General features: G+C 58.7%; 18 protein-coding genes. All 18 read left to right on the top strand.

Features of this window, described 5'->3' with window-relative positions; genetic code table 11:
• Positions 1-120: 120 nt before the first annotated feature.
• The 18 genes from ACOOGG_RS06350 (at position 121) to ACOOGG_RS06435 (ending at position 17,542) form a co-directional block, all read left to right on the top strand.
• The gene (locus tag ACOOGG_RS06350) at positions 121-390 is read left to right on the top strand and encodes a hypothetical protein (RefSeq protein WP_420433435.1); all 270 of its coding nucleotides are present in this window, start codon (positions 121-123) and stop codon (positions 388-390) included.
• On the top strand, positions 374-559 hold the full coding sequence (locus ACOOGG_RS06355) for a hypothetical protein (RefSeq protein WP_420433437.1): 186 nt from the start codon (positions 374-376) through the stop codon (positions 557-559). The genes ACOOGG_RS06350 and ACOOGG_RS06355 overlap by 17 nt, the downstream gene beginning before the upstream one ends.
• Before the next feature lie 86 nt (positions 560-645).
• On the top strand, positions 646-810 hold the full coding sequence (locus ACOOGG_RS06360) for a hypothetical protein (protein ID WP_420435197.1): 165 nt from the start codon (positions 646-648) through the stop codon (positions 808-810).
• 114 nt (positions 811-924) lie between these two features.
• Positions 925-1,242, top strand: coding sequence for a transposase (locus ACOOGG_RS06365; protein WP_420433439.1), 318 nt, complete (start codon positions 925-927; stop codon positions 1,240-1,242).
• Positions 1,239-2,132: an IS3 family transposase gene (locus ACOOGG_RS06370; RefSeq protein WP_420433441.1), complete on the top strand. Its 894-nt coding sequence runs from the start codon at positions 1,239-1,241 to the stop codon at positions 2,130-2,132. The genes ACOOGG_RS06365 and ACOOGG_RS06370 overlap by 4 nt, the downstream gene beginning before the upstream one ends.
• Before the next feature lie 174 nt (positions 2,133-2,306).
• Positions 2,307-3,242 carry a TIGR02391 family protein gene (locus tag ACOOGG_RS06375; protein ID WP_420433443.1) on the top strand — a complete coding sequence of 312 codons (936 nt, stop codon included), beginning with the start codon at positions 2,307-2,309 and terminating at the stop codon, positions 3,240-3,242.
• 269 nt (positions 3,243-3,511) lie between these two features.
• On the top strand, positions 3,512-4,510 hold the full coding sequence (locus ACOOGG_RS06380; RefSeq protein WP_420433445.1) for a nucleotide kinase domain-containing protein: 999 nt from the start codon (positions 3,512-3,514) through the stop codon (positions 4,508-4,510).
• A 66-nt stretch (positions 4,511-4,576) separates the two neighbouring features.
• The gene (locus tag ACOOGG_RS06385) at positions 4,577-4,906 is read left to right on the top strand and encodes a hypothetical protein (RefSeq protein WP_420433447.1); all 330 of its coding nucleotides are present in this window, start codon (positions 4,577-4,579) and stop codon (positions 4,904-4,906) included.
• Positions 4,903-5,733, top strand: a complete 831-nt coding sequence (locus ACOOGG_RS06390; protein ID WP_420433449.1) for a hypothetical protein — start codon at positions 4,903-4,905, stop codon at positions 5,731-5,733. Before ACOOGG_RS06385 ends, ACOOGG_RS06390 begins: the two co-directional genes overlap by 4 nt.
• On the top strand, positions 5,730-6,233 hold the full coding sequence (gene acpS, locus ACOOGG_RS06395) for a holo-ACP synthase (RefSeq protein ID WP_420433451.1): 504 nt from the start codon (positions 5,730-5,732) through the stop codon (positions 6,231-6,233). Before ACOOGG_RS06390 ends, acpS begins: the two co-directional genes overlap by 4 nt.
• A 2-nt stretch (positions 6,234-6,235) precedes the next feature.
• Entirely contained in the window at positions 6,236-6,607 is a 372-nt protein-coding gene (locus ACOOGG_RS06400) for a helix-turn-helix domain-containing protein (protein ID WP_420435178.1), read from the top strand.
• A gap of 30 nt (positions 6,608-6,637) precedes the next feature.
• A complete protein-coding gene (locus ACOOGG_RS06405; RefSeq protein ID WP_420433453.1) occupies positions 6,638-7,921 on the top strand; it encodes an ImmA/IrrE family metallo-endopeptidase in 1,284 nt (427 codons plus the stop codon).
• 279 nt (positions 7,922-8,200) lie between these two features.
• The gene (locus ACOOGG_RS06410; RefSeq protein WP_420433455.1) at positions 8,201-8,662 is read left to right on the top strand and encodes a C1 family peptidase; all 462 of its coding nucleotides are present in this window, start codon (positions 8,201-8,203) and stop codon (positions 8,660-8,662) included.
• Positions 8,662-9,591, top strand: coding sequence for a MazG nucleotide pyrophosphohydrolase domain-containing protein (locus ACOOGG_RS06415; protein ID WP_420433457.1), 930 nt, complete (start codon positions 8,662-8,664; stop codon positions 9,589-9,591). Before ACOOGG_RS06410 ends, ACOOGG_RS06415 begins: the two co-directional genes overlap by 1 nt.
• 118 nt (positions 9,592-9,709) lie before the next feature.
• Positions 9,710-10,873: a restriction endonuclease gene (locus ACOOGG_RS06420; protein ID WP_420433459.1), complete on the top strand. Its 1,164-nt coding sequence runs from the start codon at positions 9,710-9,712 to the stop codon at positions 10,871-10,873.
• A gap of 434 nt (positions 10,874-11,307) precedes the next feature.
• On the top strand, positions 11,308-12,627 hold the full coding sequence (locus ACOOGG_RS06425; RefSeq protein WP_420433461.1) for an ISL3 family transposase: 1,320 nt from the start codon (positions 11,308-11,310) through the stop codon (positions 12,625-12,627).
• A 283-nt stretch (positions 12,628-12,910) separates the two neighbouring features.
• Positions 12,911-15,010, top strand: coding sequence for a site-specific DNA-methyltransferase (locus ACOOGG_RS06430; protein ID WP_420433463.1), 2,100 nt, complete (start codon positions 12,911-12,913; stop codon positions 15,008-15,010).
• Between the two features lie 3 nt (positions 15,011-15,013).
• Entirely contained in the window at positions 15,014-17,542 is a 2,529-nt protein-coding gene (locus ACOOGG_RS06435) for a DEAD/DEAH box helicase (RefSeq protein ID WP_420433465.1), read from the top strand.
• Positions 17,543-17,626: the final 84 nt, after the last annotated feature.

Consider the following 17,626-nt stretch of genomic DNA (forward strand, 5'->3'; position numbering starts at 1 on the left):
GCCGCTACGCCCGGTTTTCCGCACCCCCCTCACGTCCACGAGTGCTATTTTCCTCTTGTCCCGGCCGCTAGTATGTGCCATCATGAAATATATTGATAGATCATAAAACGAGGTTTAGAAATGGCGACGCAGATGGAGTCCCGAGTTGCTTCCCTCGAAGAGCGGGTAGCACGTCTAGAGGAACACTCCGCAGAGGAGAAGGTGATCGAGTTGCGGGAGGTCACGAAGGACGAGGCCAGAGCCGAGATCCTCGACCTCTTCGCCACCGGCGAGACCCTCTACTACTCCGACATATCCGAGCGGCTGCGGATCGACTTTGACATGGTTGTAGACATCTGCCGTGAGCTGCAACAAGAAGGAGCTATAGGGGTCAATGACCACGCTGTTTGACATCGGCGACGCGGTGAGGGGCCACCGCGTCGCCATCACTGCCCGCAGATTGGGCAAGGCCACCCTGGTCAACCAGTCCGGTTGCCACAAGGCCAACTACCTCATCGCCCGCGACAACGTCCACTGCGTCATCGAAATACCCCTGACCGCTCGACCAACCAAAGCATGAGCAAGAAATCCTGACCTAGGTCGCCTGAGAGATTTCCCTCTCACGAAAGACCCCGACTGTCAACAACCTCCATCAGTTTTAGAGACGTGACCATCGCCGCCTTCGTAGAAGAGCCCGAACCCGGCGCCCCCTACGGCGCCAAAGGAATAGGCGAACCCCCCACCATCTCCTCCTCCGCCGCCATAAGAGCCGCCACCGGCCAAGACCTCCCCAGAATCCCCATCCTCCGGGCCGATATTGCACTGGGGTGAGTCCGAGTGCGGTTATATTGCCGCTCCATAGGCGCAGTCGGCCAACGATGCTCCCGCTTGAGCTTCCCTCTGAGCATCCCCCCTTTGGCCGGTCACCTCGATTAGGAGGTATCCATGTCATTGATGGAAAAGGAGAGGCCGCCGGGCAGGTCCAGGCGGCGTTTCACCAAGGAGTTCAAGGCTGACGCGGTGGCGTTGGTGTTGGACGGGGAAAGGCCGGTCGCCCATGTGGCCCATGATCTGGGTATCGGGGCGACGAGTTTGGGGAACTGGGTTCGCCAGGCCCGCGTCGACCGTGGGGAGAAGCCGGGTTTGACGACCGAGGAGCGCTCTGAGCTGGTGCGGTTGCGCCGGGAGAACTCGAAGCTGCGGATGGAGCGTGAGTTGCTCAAACGAGCGACGGCCTTCTGGGTGCAGGAGTCGGGCCAGTGACCCGCTATTTGTGGGTCGCTGCCCGGAGGGCCGAGGGGTTCCCGACCACAGCCGCGTGCCAGACAGCCGGCGTGAGCCGCCAGGCGTTCTATGACTGGTCCGCCCGCCACAAGGCGGGGCCCTCACCAGCCGAGCTGGCCGAGGCCGAGCTGGTCGCCGCGATACGCCGTGTCCACGTGGACTCCGGCGGGGCGTACGGGTCGCCGAGGGTGACCGCGGAGCTGCGCCGCCAGGGCCGGCGGGTGAACCCCAAGCGCGTCTGCCGGCTCATGCGGCTCCACGGGATCTGCGGCATCCACAAACGCCGCAAGCCCCGCTGGAACGGAACTGGAGGCACCCGCCCGGCGCCGGCCGATCTGGTGCGCCGCGACTTCCGGCCCGGCCCCCCGGATCGTGTGTGGGCCGGCGACATCACCTACATCCCCACCGGCCAGGGGTGGCTCTATCTGGCCGTCGTGTTGGACCTCGGGTCCAGACGGGCGGTCGGATACTCCATGGCCCCGCACATGTCCGCCCAACTGGTCATCGACGCGCTGGACACAGCCGCCGCCTCCAGAAGCGGCCGCACCGCAGGGGTGATATTCCACTCCGACAGGGGCCCGCAATATCTCAGCGGCGATTTCGCCTCGGCGCTGGCCCGCCACGGCATGAGCCAATCCGCAGGCCGGGTGGCAACTTGCTGGGACAACAGCGTCGCCGAGTCGTTCTTCTCATCCCTCAAAAGAGAACTCGTCACACAGACCCGGTTCTCCAGCCGAGACCAGGCCCGCCGAGAGATCTTCGCCTGGATCGGCCGCTACAACACACACCGGATCCACTCCACCCTCGACTACCGAACACCGACAGAATGGGAGAAACACCACCGGCAACGACTAGACCAAGCCGCATAAAACAAGTGTCCAGCCAACAGGGGGAAGCTCACTCCTAATCGTGGAGAGTTTGTTTATGAGGTTCGGTGGTGGTGGCTTGTTCGTATTCTATTGGCGGGACCATGCCGATTGCGCCTGCATCCATTGCCGCTTTCTGCTTGAAGCCCTCCTCGACTGCCTGCCAAAGACCAGCCAATGACAGCCGCCTTGCGCGCTTCCCGGAACAGGCGCGAGGACTTCTCCAACTTGACTGCCATCCTCCGAAATCACTGCGACATGACTGTAGAGTGCCGTCCGGACAAGCCGCACTGCACAGGAAGTGAGATAACAGTGGCGATTACCGACCCCAGCGTCGCACTCGAGGAGGTCGGCCGATTTATCGACCTCATAGTCAGGGACAAAGAACTCCATGAAGCAGAAAGGGGAAGGGACCACCGCTCGCACCAGAAGGAGGACAGCGGGGATAACGAGAGGGATCACATCAACGTTGAGATACTGCGGCTCCAGCCGCTGATGGAGGCCATCGGTCGCGAAATCGACCCCGACGAGGACTCGGACCGCTTCAAGAACCGAGTCATCATGGCCGGCATGTGGGGCTGGGAAAAGGCGCTGGAAGCTGCTGAGCGACTGAACGGCATACTGCAACAGCAGGAGAAACTCGACGCGATACTCGGCCCGAAAGGTCCGGTACTGGCAGCTGGGGGCTTGCATAAGTGGGTTTGGCATGCTGCGGTCAACCTTTGGGACAGCGGCCATTTCAAGGAAGCTGTCCGCTCCGCTGCGTCCGCGGTCGAAGAACAGACCCGCCTCAAGATCGATCGAAGCGACCTCACTGGCACATCGATCTTCAACGAGGCTTTCAGCCTTGGCGCGCCCGAGCCGGGAAGGCCGAGGCTGCGCTTTGCCCACATCGAGGAGACAGCCGGCAGTGGGGAGAGGTCGCAAGAATGGATATCGGCGCACGAGGGGGCGATGGCCTTCGGACGAGGATGCTTCCAAGGCATCCGAAACCTCCAAGCCCACGGAACCGCCGACCTTCCCGAACAGCAGGCGCTCGAATACCTCGCAGCTCTGAGCGTGCTGGCCCGCTGGGTTGACGACGCCCGGACAGAACAGAGCGAAAGAAGCTGAGCTTGGCAGGACTCCCATAGGGGCTGACGCGAAGCGCTTACAGCCCCCGGTCGACTGCACTACCGGTTCGCCCAGGCTAAGCCAGGGTGAACTCCACCGGTGGTCGCCCACCGATAGAGCTTGCCCCCCTTTGGCCGATCACCTCGATTGAGAGGTAGCCATGTCGTTGATGGATAAGGAGAGGCCGCCGGGCAGGGCTAGGTCCAAAACTGACGGAGGTCGTTGACAGTCGGGGTCTTTCGTGAGATGAATTTCCCGTGGGGAGCAGTGTGATCGAGCTCGACGGGCGGCGGGTACGGGTGACAGAGGTGTTCTGGTCGTATTGGCGACTGGCGGCCGAGCGGCAGGCCATCTTCTTTCGCCGTGTGTCCGGAGAGTCTGGCCCCTGGACAGACGACCCCGTGCTGGACCGCTACAGGTTTACGAATGCGTATCGCGCGTCGGATCGAGTGAGTCAGTACCTGCTCCATCATGTGATCTACGACCAGGAGCGCGACGCACTCGACACAATCCTGCGGGTTCTGCTGTTCAAGATTTTCAACCGGGTCGGCACCTGGGAGTACCTGGTTGACCGCGTCGGGCAGCCAACATCAGTCGGATTTAGCGCTGAAGGGTACGCAAAGGCATTAGATGAGCTCTTCGACCATGACCGACGCGTGTATTCGGCGGCGTACATAATGCCGAATCCGCGGCTGGGTGAAGCCCGCAAGCATCGCAACCACCTGTCTTTGGTCGAGATGCTGCTTCAGAACGGTGTGCTTGCTGACCTCGAGAAAGCCCGTTCGCTGAGGTCACTGTATGAGCGGCTCTGCGAGGTGCCGTCGTTCGGGCCGTTCTTGGCGTTTCAGTACGCCATTGATCTGAACTACTCGCCGCACTTCGACTTTGACGAGATGGAGTTCGTTGTGGCGGGCCCAGGCGCTCTTCGCGGTATTGGCAAGTGCTTCGAGGACACTGGCGGGCTCGACGCGGCCGGCGTGATCGCAGCGATGGCGGCCTCGGCGACCGGCTTCTTTGAGACGACCCCAACGCCAACACCGTTTCGAGACCTGTGGGGTCGTTCTCTTCAGCTCATTGACTGTCAGAATTTGTTCTGCGAAGTCGACAAGTACGCCCGGGTTGCTCACCCCGAACACTCAGTGGACGGGCCGGGCCGCATAAAGCAGGTGTATCGGGGCGACCAACGGCCCTTGACGCTGGGCTACCCACCCAAGTGGGGCTTGCCGTTGTCCGCGCAGGCCCCGTCCTGCTTAGGGGCCGTTAGCTAAGTCTGAATTGCAGCAGTGAAGCTGATTTGCTTGACAGTGAATGTCAGATAATCTAACATTCATGTCATGACAGGTGACATCGACACGGGGAGCATTTCCCCGCCTCAGCGTCAAGCTGAGAGCACGGTCAATGTCCGTGGACTCAGCGAGAGCGAGCTCGAGGTCCACGTAAATGCGTTGCTCACAAGCGTCGGTGAGGCCCCGAGTGGCCCCAGCGCTGGCGTGGCCAGCCTCACTGCGGTGTGGGTGATCAGCCAGGTCGAAGAGTCTTGCGGAATTGGACGGCTCGTCAATCCTCAAGACCTGACTAAAGATGATCTCGCTACTCCAGCAGCCCTGAGCCAAATGCTGCATCAGCAAATCCGCAAGCAAGATGCACCACTTGTCAAGTCATGAGCGAGCTACTCGACGCGACCAAGACGTTAAGCGAGGCGTGGCTCCAAGCCCTGACTCATGCGGTTAGCCAGCGGGGCGGCCGCTGCGTTCACTTGGTGATGACTGTCGAGAATCCCGGCTCAGAGGACGAGACCATCCGCGACGTGCTCGATCTTGCGCTCAATGAGGCGAGTAGCCAGAGCGTGGAGACGGTCGCAGGGACCATTTTCCCGAACTCGCTCTACCAGAGCCCTGGATTCTCGTGGTCACCCGACCTCGATGAGCAGTCTGTCCGAGAGCTAGATGCTGCGGCACACAACCTCTACGAGCGTTACGTCGGCATGCTGCCCGTGCTGCTTAGGGTCCGAGCGAACAACCGAGGAACCTATTTCTCGCGAATGGTCACATGGCCAGGCAAAAAACCCGGTGGAACGAATCAATTGGAATTGAGGATCTCCCGCATTCGCGGGGAGTTCGCAAACGGACGTCGAACTAACAACACGCTCGACATCGATGTCGGTGCCGATGCCCTCATTTCCGAACCTGTCGCTGGAGTGCAGGTCTATGCGCCTAGTGACCAGCGGACGCGGGGCTTTCCCTGCTTGGTGCATATCGATCTCACCTTGCTCGATGGGACGCTGCATTGCCTGGCCGTGTACCGCCATCAATACCTCATTACGAAGGCATACGGGAACTTGGTCGGCCTCAGCCGTCTGATGCACTTCTTGTGTGAACAAACAGGTGCTTACTGCGGTGAGCTGGTGGTCCATGCAACGCTGGCCGACGCAGAGCCGAATCATCGTGCGCGACCCCAAGAACTCGTCCGGTCTTTAGGAGCACTGTTATGAGAGACGTCGATGCTCTGCTGGCATCGCCTTCTGCGGCACTCGCGTCTGCACTCGAAGCCTCAGCGTTAGCCGAAGATCGCAACGGTGTCGTGGGCATCGGAATTGATGTCGTATCAGTCCCGAGAATGGACCGACTTGTTTCTGAAGGCGGCTCGGCGTTTCTTGACCGCGGCTGGACACCAGTCGAAAGTGCCGAAGCCGATGGGGACCCGGAGCGGCTCGCGACAAGGTGGGCGGCGAAGGAAGCGGTGATGAAGTGCCTCGGTCTAGGGATCAGCGACCTCGACCCGCGAGACATCGAAATCTCGTCGTCGGAATCTGGAGCCCCAAGCGTCGTATTGCGAGGTTCGGCTGCCACGTGTGCCCGATCGCTTGGCATCTCGAAGTTCCACGTCTCTGCCTCTCATGAGAGTGGCTGGGCCGCGGCAATCGCAGTTGCCTTCGCAAGGGTGGGACAAGAGGATCCGGAAGCGCCACACCAACGAAAGGACAAAACATGAGCATGGATGAGCCTGAATCGAACTCAAGCGAGCAGATTGCGCTCGCACAGCGGCTACGGGAGGCGCGCGAATACATCGGACTCCTCCAAGAGGATGTCGCGGCTGCGCTGGAGATTCCCCGAGCAAGCGTGTCCGCGATTGAGTCCGGAAAGCGTCGCGTATCGTCGCTTGAGCTCAGGCGTCTCGGCCGCCTGTATCGCCGTCCCGTGGCGTGGCTCCTAGGAGAAGAGGACGCTGAGGTAGATATGAATGCGCCCCTGTATAGGGCGACCGCGGCCCTATCGGATCAAGATAAGGAGCAGGTCTTGCGCTTCGCTGAGTTCTTGGCAGGGGCGGGGCGACCAGGGGCCATCCGAACTGAGCCAACGGAGTAGCCCGTGCCTTCCGGACACCAACGCCGACTCATGGCTGCAAGTTCCGCGAACCGGCTCTTGACCGAGGCGGGCGTGGATCAAACGCGCCAGGTGGACGTGTTCGGTTTGATCGAAGGCCTCGGGTTGTGGCTCGCCTTCTTCCCACTTGATGGCCTCCTGGGGGCGTACTTGCCAGAGGGCACAGGCGGAATCCTCATCACTACCGAACGTTCAACGCCAATCCAGCGGTACACCGCGGCGCACGAACTCGGTCACTGGCGACTTGATGGCGGCCACGATGCAGCTCTCGATACCGAATCGGACGTGCTGGGACGCACCGAAATCGAACGGGAGACTCTTGCGCAGGTATTCGCTGGGGCGTTGCTGATGCCTCCCCCACTGGTTCACAGCATCCTTTCGCGCCGCAATACGACGTCGCTTGACCCGGTAGATGTCTACACCGTTGCCCGTGAAGCAGGCGTCAGCTACGAGGCAGCTGCAAGGCAGCTGTACCACCTCGAACGGATCACCCAGCACGAACTGCGAGACCTGCTCAAGGTGCAGCCGCTAAGAGTCAAACAGGCGATCGGCGCCGGACGCCGACCTGTCGTCGGCATTGCGGACGTTTGGCCAGTTGACATGGCTTGGCGCGATCAACAACTCAACGTCCGGACTGACGACGAGATCATTATTTCGTTGCCCGAAGACCGCAGTACTGGCTACAGGTGGTCGATCCCAAGTGCCAGCCCAGGTCCACGACGCTCCGCGACACAGCCGCCTCCCCCTTTTGCCGACAACGAGTTTCCAGGCTGGACAGGATTGGCAATGGCTGAACCAGAGGCGGAGCTACTTCGCAAGCCCCCAAGCCAAGCAGTCGACCGAGCGCGTCAACCCTCGCCGACGGAAAAACCGGAGCCACTCCCCATTGCAGGTGGGCGGGCAACCGTGGTCGGCGATATCTACATTGCTGATAACTCGCCGCAGGTAATGACCAACGCGGCCATCCGAAGTCGCCGTCTCGCGAGACTTGGCGCCTCCGAAGCGCAGGAAGCCGTGCAGCAGGTTCGCAACGAGAAGATCGTCGTGGGCGCAGTGGGCCGCCGAGTCTTCGGTATTCGGTTGGAAAAGCCCGGCAAGACAGATCTCCGGCTAGTGCTGCGCAACGAGTACGGCGACTCCGATCCGGTCGACGAGTATCGAATCACGGCAGCCGTCGAAGCGCGGCGAGAGGCGTTCACAATTGATCAGATCAGCGATGGTGACGACGCCTGGGCGGACGTAGCGAGGGATCGCCAGGGCACGGCCGCCGCCGCATCGGTAGATGAACACCGCTAGGCGATGGCCGGGTACGACACAAGGCGACAGCGCAGCTTGGCTCGGCCACCAGCCGATTTGAGACCGATGCTCGCTCCCGCGATCGACCAAGGAACCCGACCACTCTGCATCCCTATTGTCGTGACCGCCTCTCATGAAGCATGTCGCAAGCAACCTCCTGAGCCGCTCGCACCCGATGCCTTGTGGTCAAGCTGCGTCGCTAATGGCACAGCATCTCGTGAAGGCACAACACTGGAAGCGGTCGCCGATGCCCTCCGGGCAGATGGCCAGCCCAGTTTGATGGACTGGCCATTCAATACTGAGATCATCCACGAAGCCGATCAGATTCCATTGGCGGCCCAGGCGTCCATCTGGCACCAAGCCGATTTGTCCTCCGTGCCGGTCGCCAACGACGGCATCGAAGATGGCATCGAAGACCATCTAGCGATCGGCCTCGTTGTTGCGCTGATAATTGAAGTCACGACGGAGTTCGAGCAAACCTCGGCCGATGGGACCATCAAAGTGCCTCCGTTGACGGCTCCCCAGGGTTCCTACCACGCCGTGTTGGCGGTTGGAGCTCGGACGCGCGAGCGAGTCCGAACTTTGCTGGTACGTAACAGCTGGGGACCCGGATGGGGTGCTGGCGGATACGGCTGGCTGCCGCTGGACTATCTCATCGCGTTCGGAGCACGCGCAGGCGCGATTGATCCCTCGAGCTTCACAAGCGGCCCACAACCGAGCACATGGGGGACCGACTCCTGATGACGCACGACTCACTCACCCTTGCCGAATACCAGCGCCGATCCCAACAAACCGATCACTTTCCGCAGCTCAGCGATAACGAAGTCGACCCGCTGCTGGGTCCGCTACTCGGCCTCGCGGGTGAAATTGGAACGTTGCTCGCCGGCTACAAGAAACGGCTGCGAGATGGGGCCGCGTATGAACTTTTCAAGGACAACGTCGCAGAAGAACTCGGGGACATTCTGTGGTACACGGCAAATGCCGCCGAGAAGGTCGGGCTCTCGCTCGACGAGATCGCCCGGAGCAACCTTGCCAAGACTGCCGATCGATGGCCGGCTCGCGGAGGGAATTCGCCAAGTCGCCGGAAGCCTTCAGAACACTTCGACGCCGGGCTCCACTGGCGACATCAGCTTCCCCGTAAGTTCGCCGTGACGATTCAACCAATACCCAGCGATGGACCCGAACCGCTGATCGAAGTGATCTGGAAGGGGAACCGCGTCGCCGACAACCTTGGGGACAACACCTACGATGACAGTGGCTACAGGTACCACGACGCATTTCACCTGGCCAACGCCGCAGTACTGGGTTGGTCGCCCGTGGCCCGGAGGAAGATATTCAAACGCAAGCGTCCAAAGGGAACAATGGCTGATGCCGTCGAGGACGGTGGTCGGGCAATCGTGATCGAAGAGGCGGTCGCCGCATTCATGTTCGCCTACGCCCGCCAGCATAATTTTCTCGCAGACGTGCAGCACCTCGACTACCACGCGCTGAAGACGTTTCAGACCTTCACAGCCGGCCTTGAGGTTGCACAACGCCATCTCTGGGAAATCGAACAAGCCGTGCTCCAAGGATTCGACGCATGGCGGCAACTCCGAGAAAACAACGGCGGAGTTCTGCAAGGCGATCTTGCTGCCAGAAAGCTCACCTACATGCCGTTTGGGCAGTTGTAGTATCCATTGAAGTCGCTAGCCCAGTTGCTGGGTAAGCCTTCGATGCGGGGCATAGAGACCGAGCAATGTATCGTTGTTCGAGGCCTGTTGTACTTGATTTGGCCTACAATAAATGGATATGGATCTCTCCGAAGCGCTCGACCAGTTTGACCGAACAGCTGCCAACCTTAATCTTCTAGAAGGTCTCTGGCAGCAGTACAAATTGTATATCCCAGAAAACCCGGCATTTGACCTAGACACGCCGGAAATTGACCAGCTTCGACGCGACTACGCTGATGCAGCGAATTCACTGCCTTCAATAGAGGGATATAGAGTAGATCCAGAACTACTGGCATTGGATGACTATTCACAGATGTTGCTTGACGCTCATGAGATATATGAGCTTAGTGCATTTCGCAGTGTATACGATTTCATGCAAGAGCCGGAGAAGCAGATTGGCGAATATAAGCATCGATTTTCTAAAGCCAGAAGACGTCTAGTGCGACGACGTATGGAGGAAGTGGTTAGTGAAGTCGACAACTTGCTTCACTCATCGATTGAAACTGATTTAGGTCGAGAGTTTTCCAATGGAGAAGATGATTGGGTAGCCTTGCGAGAAAAGATAACTGAAATAAACAGACTCAGAGGATCAGCAACTATTCGCGCAACCCGCTTAAGAGACCTCTACCGCCATATTCGCTTCGCAGAACCTCATGACCTTCACGATATAGTCACTCAGGACTGGCCCAACGTCCGAACGGCGCTCATCGATCTCGTCTTTGAGGGCGAGCCCCGTGTTATTCAAGTAGATGATCTACAAGACTTGGTCGAATCGGAACCAGGGGGAGCAGTGTCTAGCAAGCTGGCCTGGCAATTACTTGATCAGGAGACTTTCGAGCGACTTGTGTTCGAAATACTGCGAAATACCAAGTCGTATGAGAATGTGGAATTGCTGATGAAAACAAAAGCGCCTGACAGAGGTCGAGACATCTCTGCTACCCGAGTATTCATAGATGAAGTTAATGGTACGGAGCGGCGTAGCGTGGTCTTCCAGTGCAAACACTGGTTGACCAAATCAATAGGGGTCAAGGAGATCTTAGTGCTTCTTGAAGAATTAAAACTTTGGTCCCGGACCTTTGTGGAGGTATTCGTCGTTACCTCAGGAAGCTTCACACAAGATGCTGTGGATTGGCGTGAGGAGAGAGAGATGAACGATGAATCCCCCAGGGTTTACTTCTGGCCTGACACTCACCTGGAACACGTTCTCGCGACGCGGCCAGCAATCCGCTCAGCCTACTTCTGAGAGGAACATTTGAACCGTTCGCTGTCGCGCCGTAACCATTAGAATCGATTCAACTATTCTGCTGGCGTAACCAACGAATGTACTCAGACGGACTCATTTCTGTATCTCCTTCAAGCTGTAGCATTGCCTGTCGCAAAACTGCTTTGTCCTCGTAGCCAAGATTAAATTCGGCAAGGTCACGGTACCTTGGGGGAAGTGGGGAGGTGAGTCTACCCGACGATATCGCTTTCGGATCACCTGGATTTATGACATTTGGCAATACCAATAGCGCATTATAATACCTTAGTCCAAAGAAACCCCCACTCCCACTGTGGCTACGCATTGCAGGCTCTTCGCGTCCAAGCGGGGACTGGGGTGATGTGGGGGTCCGCCACTGGTTAGGGGGCCTCGCCGATTCTTGTGACTGTCAGAGTCCAAGAGTCAGGAGGCCCCTGGTGGTTCAAGATAGTTCAGTGGTCGGGTTCGGCGCGCTCGGGTTGGAGGTGGCCGGCGTCGAGGAGGCGGGCGGCGAGGTGGTTGTGCGGGTCCAGTCCCCGGGCGGCCGGGCGGTGTTCTGCGATGGTTGCGGGATCAGGGCGCGCTCCAAGGGGCGCCGGGATGCGGTGTTGCGCGATGCCCCTTTCAGCGGCGGGTGCCCGCAGCGGGTGGTGTGGAACAAGAGAGTCTGGGCGTGTCCCAACCCGCTGTGCGCGAAGGGGTCTTGGACCGAGCGGTCCGGGCTGGCCGGGCCGCGGCGGGTGCTGACCGAAAGAGCGGTGGGCTGGGCTGTGGGCAGGCTGGCATCTGTGGAGGGGTCGGTGGCGTCGCTGGCCCGCCAGCTCGGTGTCGCCTGGCACACGATGTGGTCACACCTCGCGGCCTCAGCCGAGCGGGCTGCGGGCGGCGGCCGGGTCGGGCCGGTGGCCAAGCTGGGCTTCGACGAGACGGTGATGGCCTCGGCCTCGCGGCGGAGGCGCCGCCGGTTCATCACCGCCGCGGTCGACGCGGACACCGGGCGGGTCGTCGACGTGTTCGAGGGCCGCGATGCCGCCGACCTGCGTGAATGGGTGTCGCAGCAGGCGCGGGAATGGGTCCGGGCCGTCGAGGTGGCCTGCATCGACCCCCACGAGGGCTACCGCAGCGCCATCAAGTCGCTGCGCGGCGACCGCCTGAGGGCCGACACCCAGATCGCGGTGGACCCGTTCCACGTGGTCAGACTGGCGAACGAGGCCCTCGACCGGTGCCGCCGCCGCACCCAGAACGACACCACCAGCCACCGGGGCCGCAACAGCGACCCGCTCTACGGGGCCCGCAAGCTGCTGTTGACGGGCCAAGAGCGCCTCGACGACACCGGCTGGGACCGGCTGCGAGCAGCCCTCGACGCGGGCGATCCCTACGACGAGGTCGCCGACTGCTGGCAGGCCAAAGAAAGAGTCCGGGCCGTGTTCAAAACCGGCGGCCCCGACCAAGCCGCCACCCGGCTCGACGACGCCATCGCCTGGTGCGAAGCCCCCGAGGCGGCCCCCGAGCTGCACCGCCTCGCCCGCACCCTCAAAAGCTGGCGAACCGAGATCCAAACCAGCATCGCGACCGGCGCCCACAACGGGCGAACCGAAGCCGCCAACGCCAGGATCAAAGACGTCAAACGCTCCGCCAGAGGCTTCCGCAACTTCAACAACTACCGGCTAAGAATCTTGCTTGCAACCGGACAGAAACCCGGCCAAACTCAACCCGTCACAAAAATCCGAACCCGAAACCCCCGCTTCATCGCGTAGAGCCGGTAAATGAGCGATAGCAGAAGTCTCCCTGATCAGGATTTCTGCCCAGGTCTAGGTTGGCTGGTCACCAGCCTGAGCCAATCGGAAGCTCAATTGGGCATAGACGTAGCAAACAAGACCTTGGCGCAACCCCTCATCTGTGAGTGGACGCTGAGGTCCTTGGTAGACAGATGCTGGAACATCGCAGAGACTGCACGGCCACCGCCTCCACTTACACCGCAGACGCTACTATCAGCGACGTCCCATCCAAGTGGTCTGTTAGGACTAGGGTCTATCGACTGTGGCCGACGAGATTGACGTACTCCTAGAGAAAGTGGATGATCCAGCACTTCGCGCTGATCTGCGGACAGCGATTGATCGGGCACGGGCGAGGCGGACTTTCGGACTGGTGTTTGAGTCGCATCTTCCGGAGCGAGTGTGGCTGCCCGACCATCCAGTGCGACGTGGTGTCAGGGTGGTGGATCGCGATGCCGATGGCGAATCTCGCTTCGTGCGGCAAGTGAGTAATGGAACGGCGACAGTTATCGGACTCGATGGTTCGACTGAGGAAGTGCAAGTTTCTGACCTAGTAGTCATCGCAGAGTTTGGAGAGACAATCTTTCCAGGTCTCACACATCTTGAATCAATCGATCAAGGAGGAGACAAGCCTGCTCACATCGTGATCAATGGTGAGAACCACCACGCCCTTGAAGCGCTTCAATTCACTCACGCTGGAAGAGTCGACTGCATCTACATCGACCCTCCTTTCAACTCAGGTGCTCGCGATTGGAAGTATGACAATAACTATGTCGACGCCGAAGACGACTACCGGCACTCCAAGTGGCTCGCATTCATGCATCGTAGGCTCAAGCTGGCTAAGCAACTCCTCAATCCAGACGACTCGGTTCTGATCGTGATGATTGACGAAAAGGAGTACATGCGTCTCGGACTGCTGTTAGAGCAGATTTTCCCAAGCGCAGTGCGGCAGATGGCCACGATTGTCATCAATCCAATGGGCCAGGCACGCAAGCAAGAACTTGCTCGCGTCGAAGAGTTTGCCTTTTTTGTATTTCTCGGGAAAGCGGCACCCGCTGCAGGGCAAGATGATCTGCTCACACTAGAAGAGCCTGATGCCCAACGAAAGGGCAGGAGAGTGAGATGGGAATGGTTGTTGCGTGGGGGAACTAACTCGCGACGTGCCGACAGACCCAATCTCTTTTATCCAATCTTTATTGATCCTATGAGCCGCACTGTTGTTGACGTTGGAGAATCACTTCCTTTGGACATGGACCGAAGTACAGTCGAAGATCGCGATGGATGTGTCACAGTATGGCCGCTCAGAAGGAACGGGGACGAAGGCAACTGGCGAGCTTCTTCCAAATACCTTTTGGAGCTGCTGGAGGCCGGCTACGCGAGGGTAGGTACCTACGACAAAGCAAATGACCGATGGTCTCTTTTGTATCTAGGAAAGGCGCAGATCCGACGTATCGAACAAGGCGAACTCAATGTAGTTGGTCACAAAGCTGATGGGTCGGTACAGCTTGAGAGTGCAGGCTCGCGCAGCCTCATTGCAAAGACAGTGTGGAACCGTTCATCCCATCGAGCAGGTGAGCATGGCACAAATCTCCTAAAGCGTTTCTTGCCTGATCGTTCCTTTCCATTCCCTAAGAGCTTGTACGCGGTGGAAGACGCTCTTCGTATTGGAGTAGCTGAGCGGCCTGATGCATTGGTGCTGGACTTCTTTGCTGGATCAGGTACAACGGCACATGCATTGATGCGGCTGAACCGGGAGGACAAGGGTAGGCGTCAGTCGATCAGCGTGACAAATAACGAAGTGTCAGCCGAAGAGTCGAGAACATTATGTCAAAAGGGACTCCAGCCGGGTGATCCAGAGTGGGAAGCTCTAGGGATCTTTAGTCAAATTACTCGGCCACGCATCACTGCTGCAGTTCTAGGAGTCACGTCGACGGGAGAAGATGTCAAGGGTGTTTACAAGTTTGGCGATGAATTTCCTATGGCGGAAGGGTTCGAGGAGAACGTCAAGTTTTTTCAACTTAACTACCTGGACCCGGTCGAAGTGGAGTTGGATCAAGCGTTTCTTGCCATTGCACCTCTACTTTGGATGCGCGCAGGCGGGGTCGGCCCAATTGTTGAAGACAGTATCGACGCAGAGAATCGAATCAAATCGTATGCGTTAACTGATCACTACGGGGTACTCTTCAACCCTGATTCCTGGCGGGAATTCGTTGATCGGCTGCCGGAAACCGCCAGAACGGCATTTGTCGTGACCGACTCGCCATCAACGTTTGCTGGCGTAGCTGAGGCGCTACCTGAGCGGGTCGAAGCAGTCCGGCTCTATGAGAACTATCTGACAACATTTGAGATCAACGAAGGTTGGTGATCGGTGCGCTACAGACTATTCGATTACCAGCGAGAGGCAGCGATCGGTTGCCTAGAGCGTCTTCGGTGGGCTAGTCGTGACTTGCAGGAAGATCGAAGACGGTCCGCGTTTGCTCTCTCTGCGATTACTGGGGCAGGCAAGACAGTGATTGCTACTGCCGTGATTGAGGCGATATTACACGGTTCATCGGACTTAGGAGTTGATGCTGATCCAAGAGCGACATTCTTGTGGGTGACTGACGACCCTGCGCTGAACCGTCAAACTCGCCACAAGATGCTCGCTGGTTCAGACTTGTTGCGGCCAGCGCGACTGGTTGTGCTCGACAACGACTTCTTGAACTCAACGCTGAGTGTCGGGCGCGTCTATTTCCTCAACATCCAGAAGCTCTCAAAGACGAGCGGCCTTTCCCAGGGAGGCCGAAACCTCAGGCAGTACTCAATGTGGGAGGTTCTAGCTAACACAATCAACGGTGCGAACACCGACTTGTACTTGGTGCTGGATGAGGCACATCGCGGAATGAAGACCGCAAGTGATCGCCAAACCATTGTGCAGCGTCTGATCGCGGGAGAACAGGGTTCGAACCCCCCGATGCCGATCGTGTGGGGGATATCGGCAACGATCCGCCGGTTTGAGACCGCAATGCAGGATGTAACCGATCGGACCAGATACCAATCTGTCGAGGTCGACATCGACAAGGTGCGTGCGTCGGGTTTGGTGAAGGACGAGATTGGTATAGACGAACCTGACGAGAAGGGGACTTTTGGGACAACGCTGCTTCGAGAAGCGGTCAAAGCGACCCTCGATTACGAGCGTCGCTGGGCCACATACTCGGAAGAACAGGATGAGGAAGAGGTGTGGCCGATCTTGGTAGTCCAGGTTCCGGACAAGGCATCGGAGGCCAAGCTCACCGAACTCGTTGAGGTGATTGAGTCGGAGTGGCCTGAACTAGGGCCAGACGCCATCGCGCATGTATTCGGAGAGCACGACCGGTTGTATCTTGGCGGGCGGGCGGTCGATTGGGTGCCGCCAGAGTCGATTCAGAGCGACACTGAGATAAGAGTTGTGCTCGCAAAGCAGGCAATCTCGACCGGGTGGGACTGCCCCCGTGCCGAAGTCTTGTACTCCGAACGACCAGCAAAGGATGTCACCTACATCGCCCAGATCATCGGACGCATGGTCCGTTCTCCTTTGACGCATCGAGTATCCACCGATGATGCCTTGAACTCAGTGGCCTGCTTTCTTCCGCTCTTCGACCGAACAGCGCTTGATTCGATCAAGGCAGAACTAGAGGGGGCAGGTAGGTCGAATGGCGACTTGCGTGTCGGGTCAGCCGTAGTACGGGCGCCAAGGCTGTTTATGCGAAATCCATCTATCGACTCTGCAGCATTTGACTTGGTTTGCGGACTGCCGTCGCTGCCTGCCCCAGACCTGCTGGCGAATCCGTTGCGTCGGGCAAAGGAACTCGCACGTCTCCTTACAGACACAGCCCGTGGGGGTGCATTGATGCCAGGTGCTGGTGCACAGCTAACAGATGCCTTGATGGCCAAGCTTGATGGTCTTGCTGCCCAGCACTTCGACAGAGTGGATGATAACGTACTCGATCTTGAAACGGCCGATATCCGACAGACCAAGGTATCGGTGGTTGGTGAACTGCTTGATGTCACCAAGCATCAATTTGCAACTCATGTAGCCGACATGGAGCGAGACACTCGCAAAATCGTGAAGGGCATAAGAGAGGGTGTCGGCAAGGATTACTTCGCCCACCTCGTCAGAAAACACCCTGATGACGATCCCTTTGGGCTCAGGGTCAAGGCGGCTGGATTGTTGATGATTGAAGATGTCAGCGAAGAGCTTGAATCCGAAGCAACGAAGTGGGTACAAGCTCGGCAATCAGAGTTCTCGGTGGCAATCAAGAACACAACCGGATCTGAGCGTGATGCGTACCGCAGAGTCGAGCAGCAAGCCTCCACTCCAGAGCGGGTGACGATCGATCTTCGAGACAACATGTCGGCCCCAACCAAGAACAGTAAAGGCGACGACCTACCGACTTACAAGGGCCATCTGTACTCGGACGAGTCTGGGCTATTTCCCGCTGAACTCAATTCTTGGGAGACGAAGATCATCAAGCGTGAGATCGAAGAGTCGACTCTTGTCGCATGGTATCGGAACCCTTCGCGAGCCAGCTCCGCAGCCTTACGCATCGCATACATGTCGGACGAGGAGAACTGGACTTCGCTTCAACCAGACTTCTTGGTTGTCTCACGCCGTACCGACGGCTCATTAGGGGCGTCAATAATTGATCCCCACAGCTTCCACCTCGCTGATGCATTAGCAAAGCTGAAGGCCCTCGCTGAGTACGCAGAGCAGTACGGTGACGAGTACGTTCGAATCGAGTCGTTGGCCGAGAACAGTGAAGGTCAGCTGGTTGTTCTTGATCTGCAGAGTCCGACTGTGCGCGAAACGGTGAGCAGCTTCAGAGGCGGCGAAATTTCAGCGATCTACGACTCCGACGTAGCTCAGCCCTATTTCTGACCGCCACATAATCTTGCTGTTGAGTGAGTGCTCTGGCCCGGCTCGTGTCTATTGACCGGGGCTATGTGCCCCAATTGGTCGTAG

The sequence above is a fragment of the Candidatus Poriferisocius sp. genome, from assembly GCF_965214065.1.
In the GTDB taxonomy this organism is placed as follows: Bacteria; Actinomycetota; Acidimicrobiia; order Acidimicrobiales; family Bin134; genus Poriferisocius.

Excerpts from the sequence above, each read along its gene's own strand:
- ACOOGG_RS06350 (WP_420433435.1), top strand. The coding sequence starts at position 121 with ATGGCGACGCAGATGGAGTCCCGAGTTGCTTCCCTCGAAGAGCGGGTA.
- ACOOGG_RS06355 (WP_420433437.1), top strand. The coding sequence starts at position 374 with ATGACCACGCTGTTTGACATCGGCGACGCGGTGAGGGGCCACCGCGTC.
- ACOOGG_RS06365 (WP_420433439.1), top strand. The coding sequence starts at position 925 with ATGTCATTGATGGAAAAGGAGAGGCCGCCGGGCAGGTCCAGGCGGCGT.
- ACOOGG_RS06375 (WP_420433443.1), top strand. The coding sequence starts at position 2,307 with ATGACAGCCGCCTTGCGCGCTTCCCGGAACAGGCGCGAGGACTTCTCC.
- ACOOGG_RS06385 (WP_420433447.1), top strand. The coding sequence starts at position 4,577 with ATGACAGGTGACATCGACACGGGGAGCATTTCCCCGCCTCAGCGTCAA.
- ACOOGG_RS06390 (WP_420433449.1), top strand. The coding sequence starts at position 4,903 with ATGAGCGAGCTACTCGACGCGACCAAGACGTTAAGCGAGGCGTGGCTC.
- acpS (WP_420433451.1), top strand. The coding sequence starts at position 5,730 with ATGAGAGACGTCGATGCTCTGCTGGCATCGCCTTCTGCGGCACTCGCG.
- ACOOGG_RS06400 (WP_420435178.1), top strand. The coding sequence starts at position 6,236 with ATGGATGAGCCTGAATCGAACTCAAGCGAGCAGATTGCGCTCGCACAG.
- ACOOGG_RS06405 (WP_420433453.1), top strand. The coding sequence starts at position 6,638 with ATGGCTGCAAGTTCCGCGAACCGGCTCTTGACCGAGGCGGGCGTGGAT.
- ACOOGG_RS06410 (WP_420433455.1), top strand. The coding sequence starts at position 8,201 with ATGGACTGGCCATTCAATACTGAGATCATCCACGAAGCCGATCAGATT.
- ACOOGG_RS06415 (WP_420433457.1), top strand. The coding sequence starts at position 8,662 with ATGACGCACGACTCACTCACCCTTGCCGAATACCAGCGCCGATCCCAA.
- ACOOGG_RS06420 (WP_420433459.1), top strand. The coding sequence starts at position 9,710 with ATGGATCTCTCCGAAGCGCTCGACCAGTTTGACCGAACAGCTGCCAAC.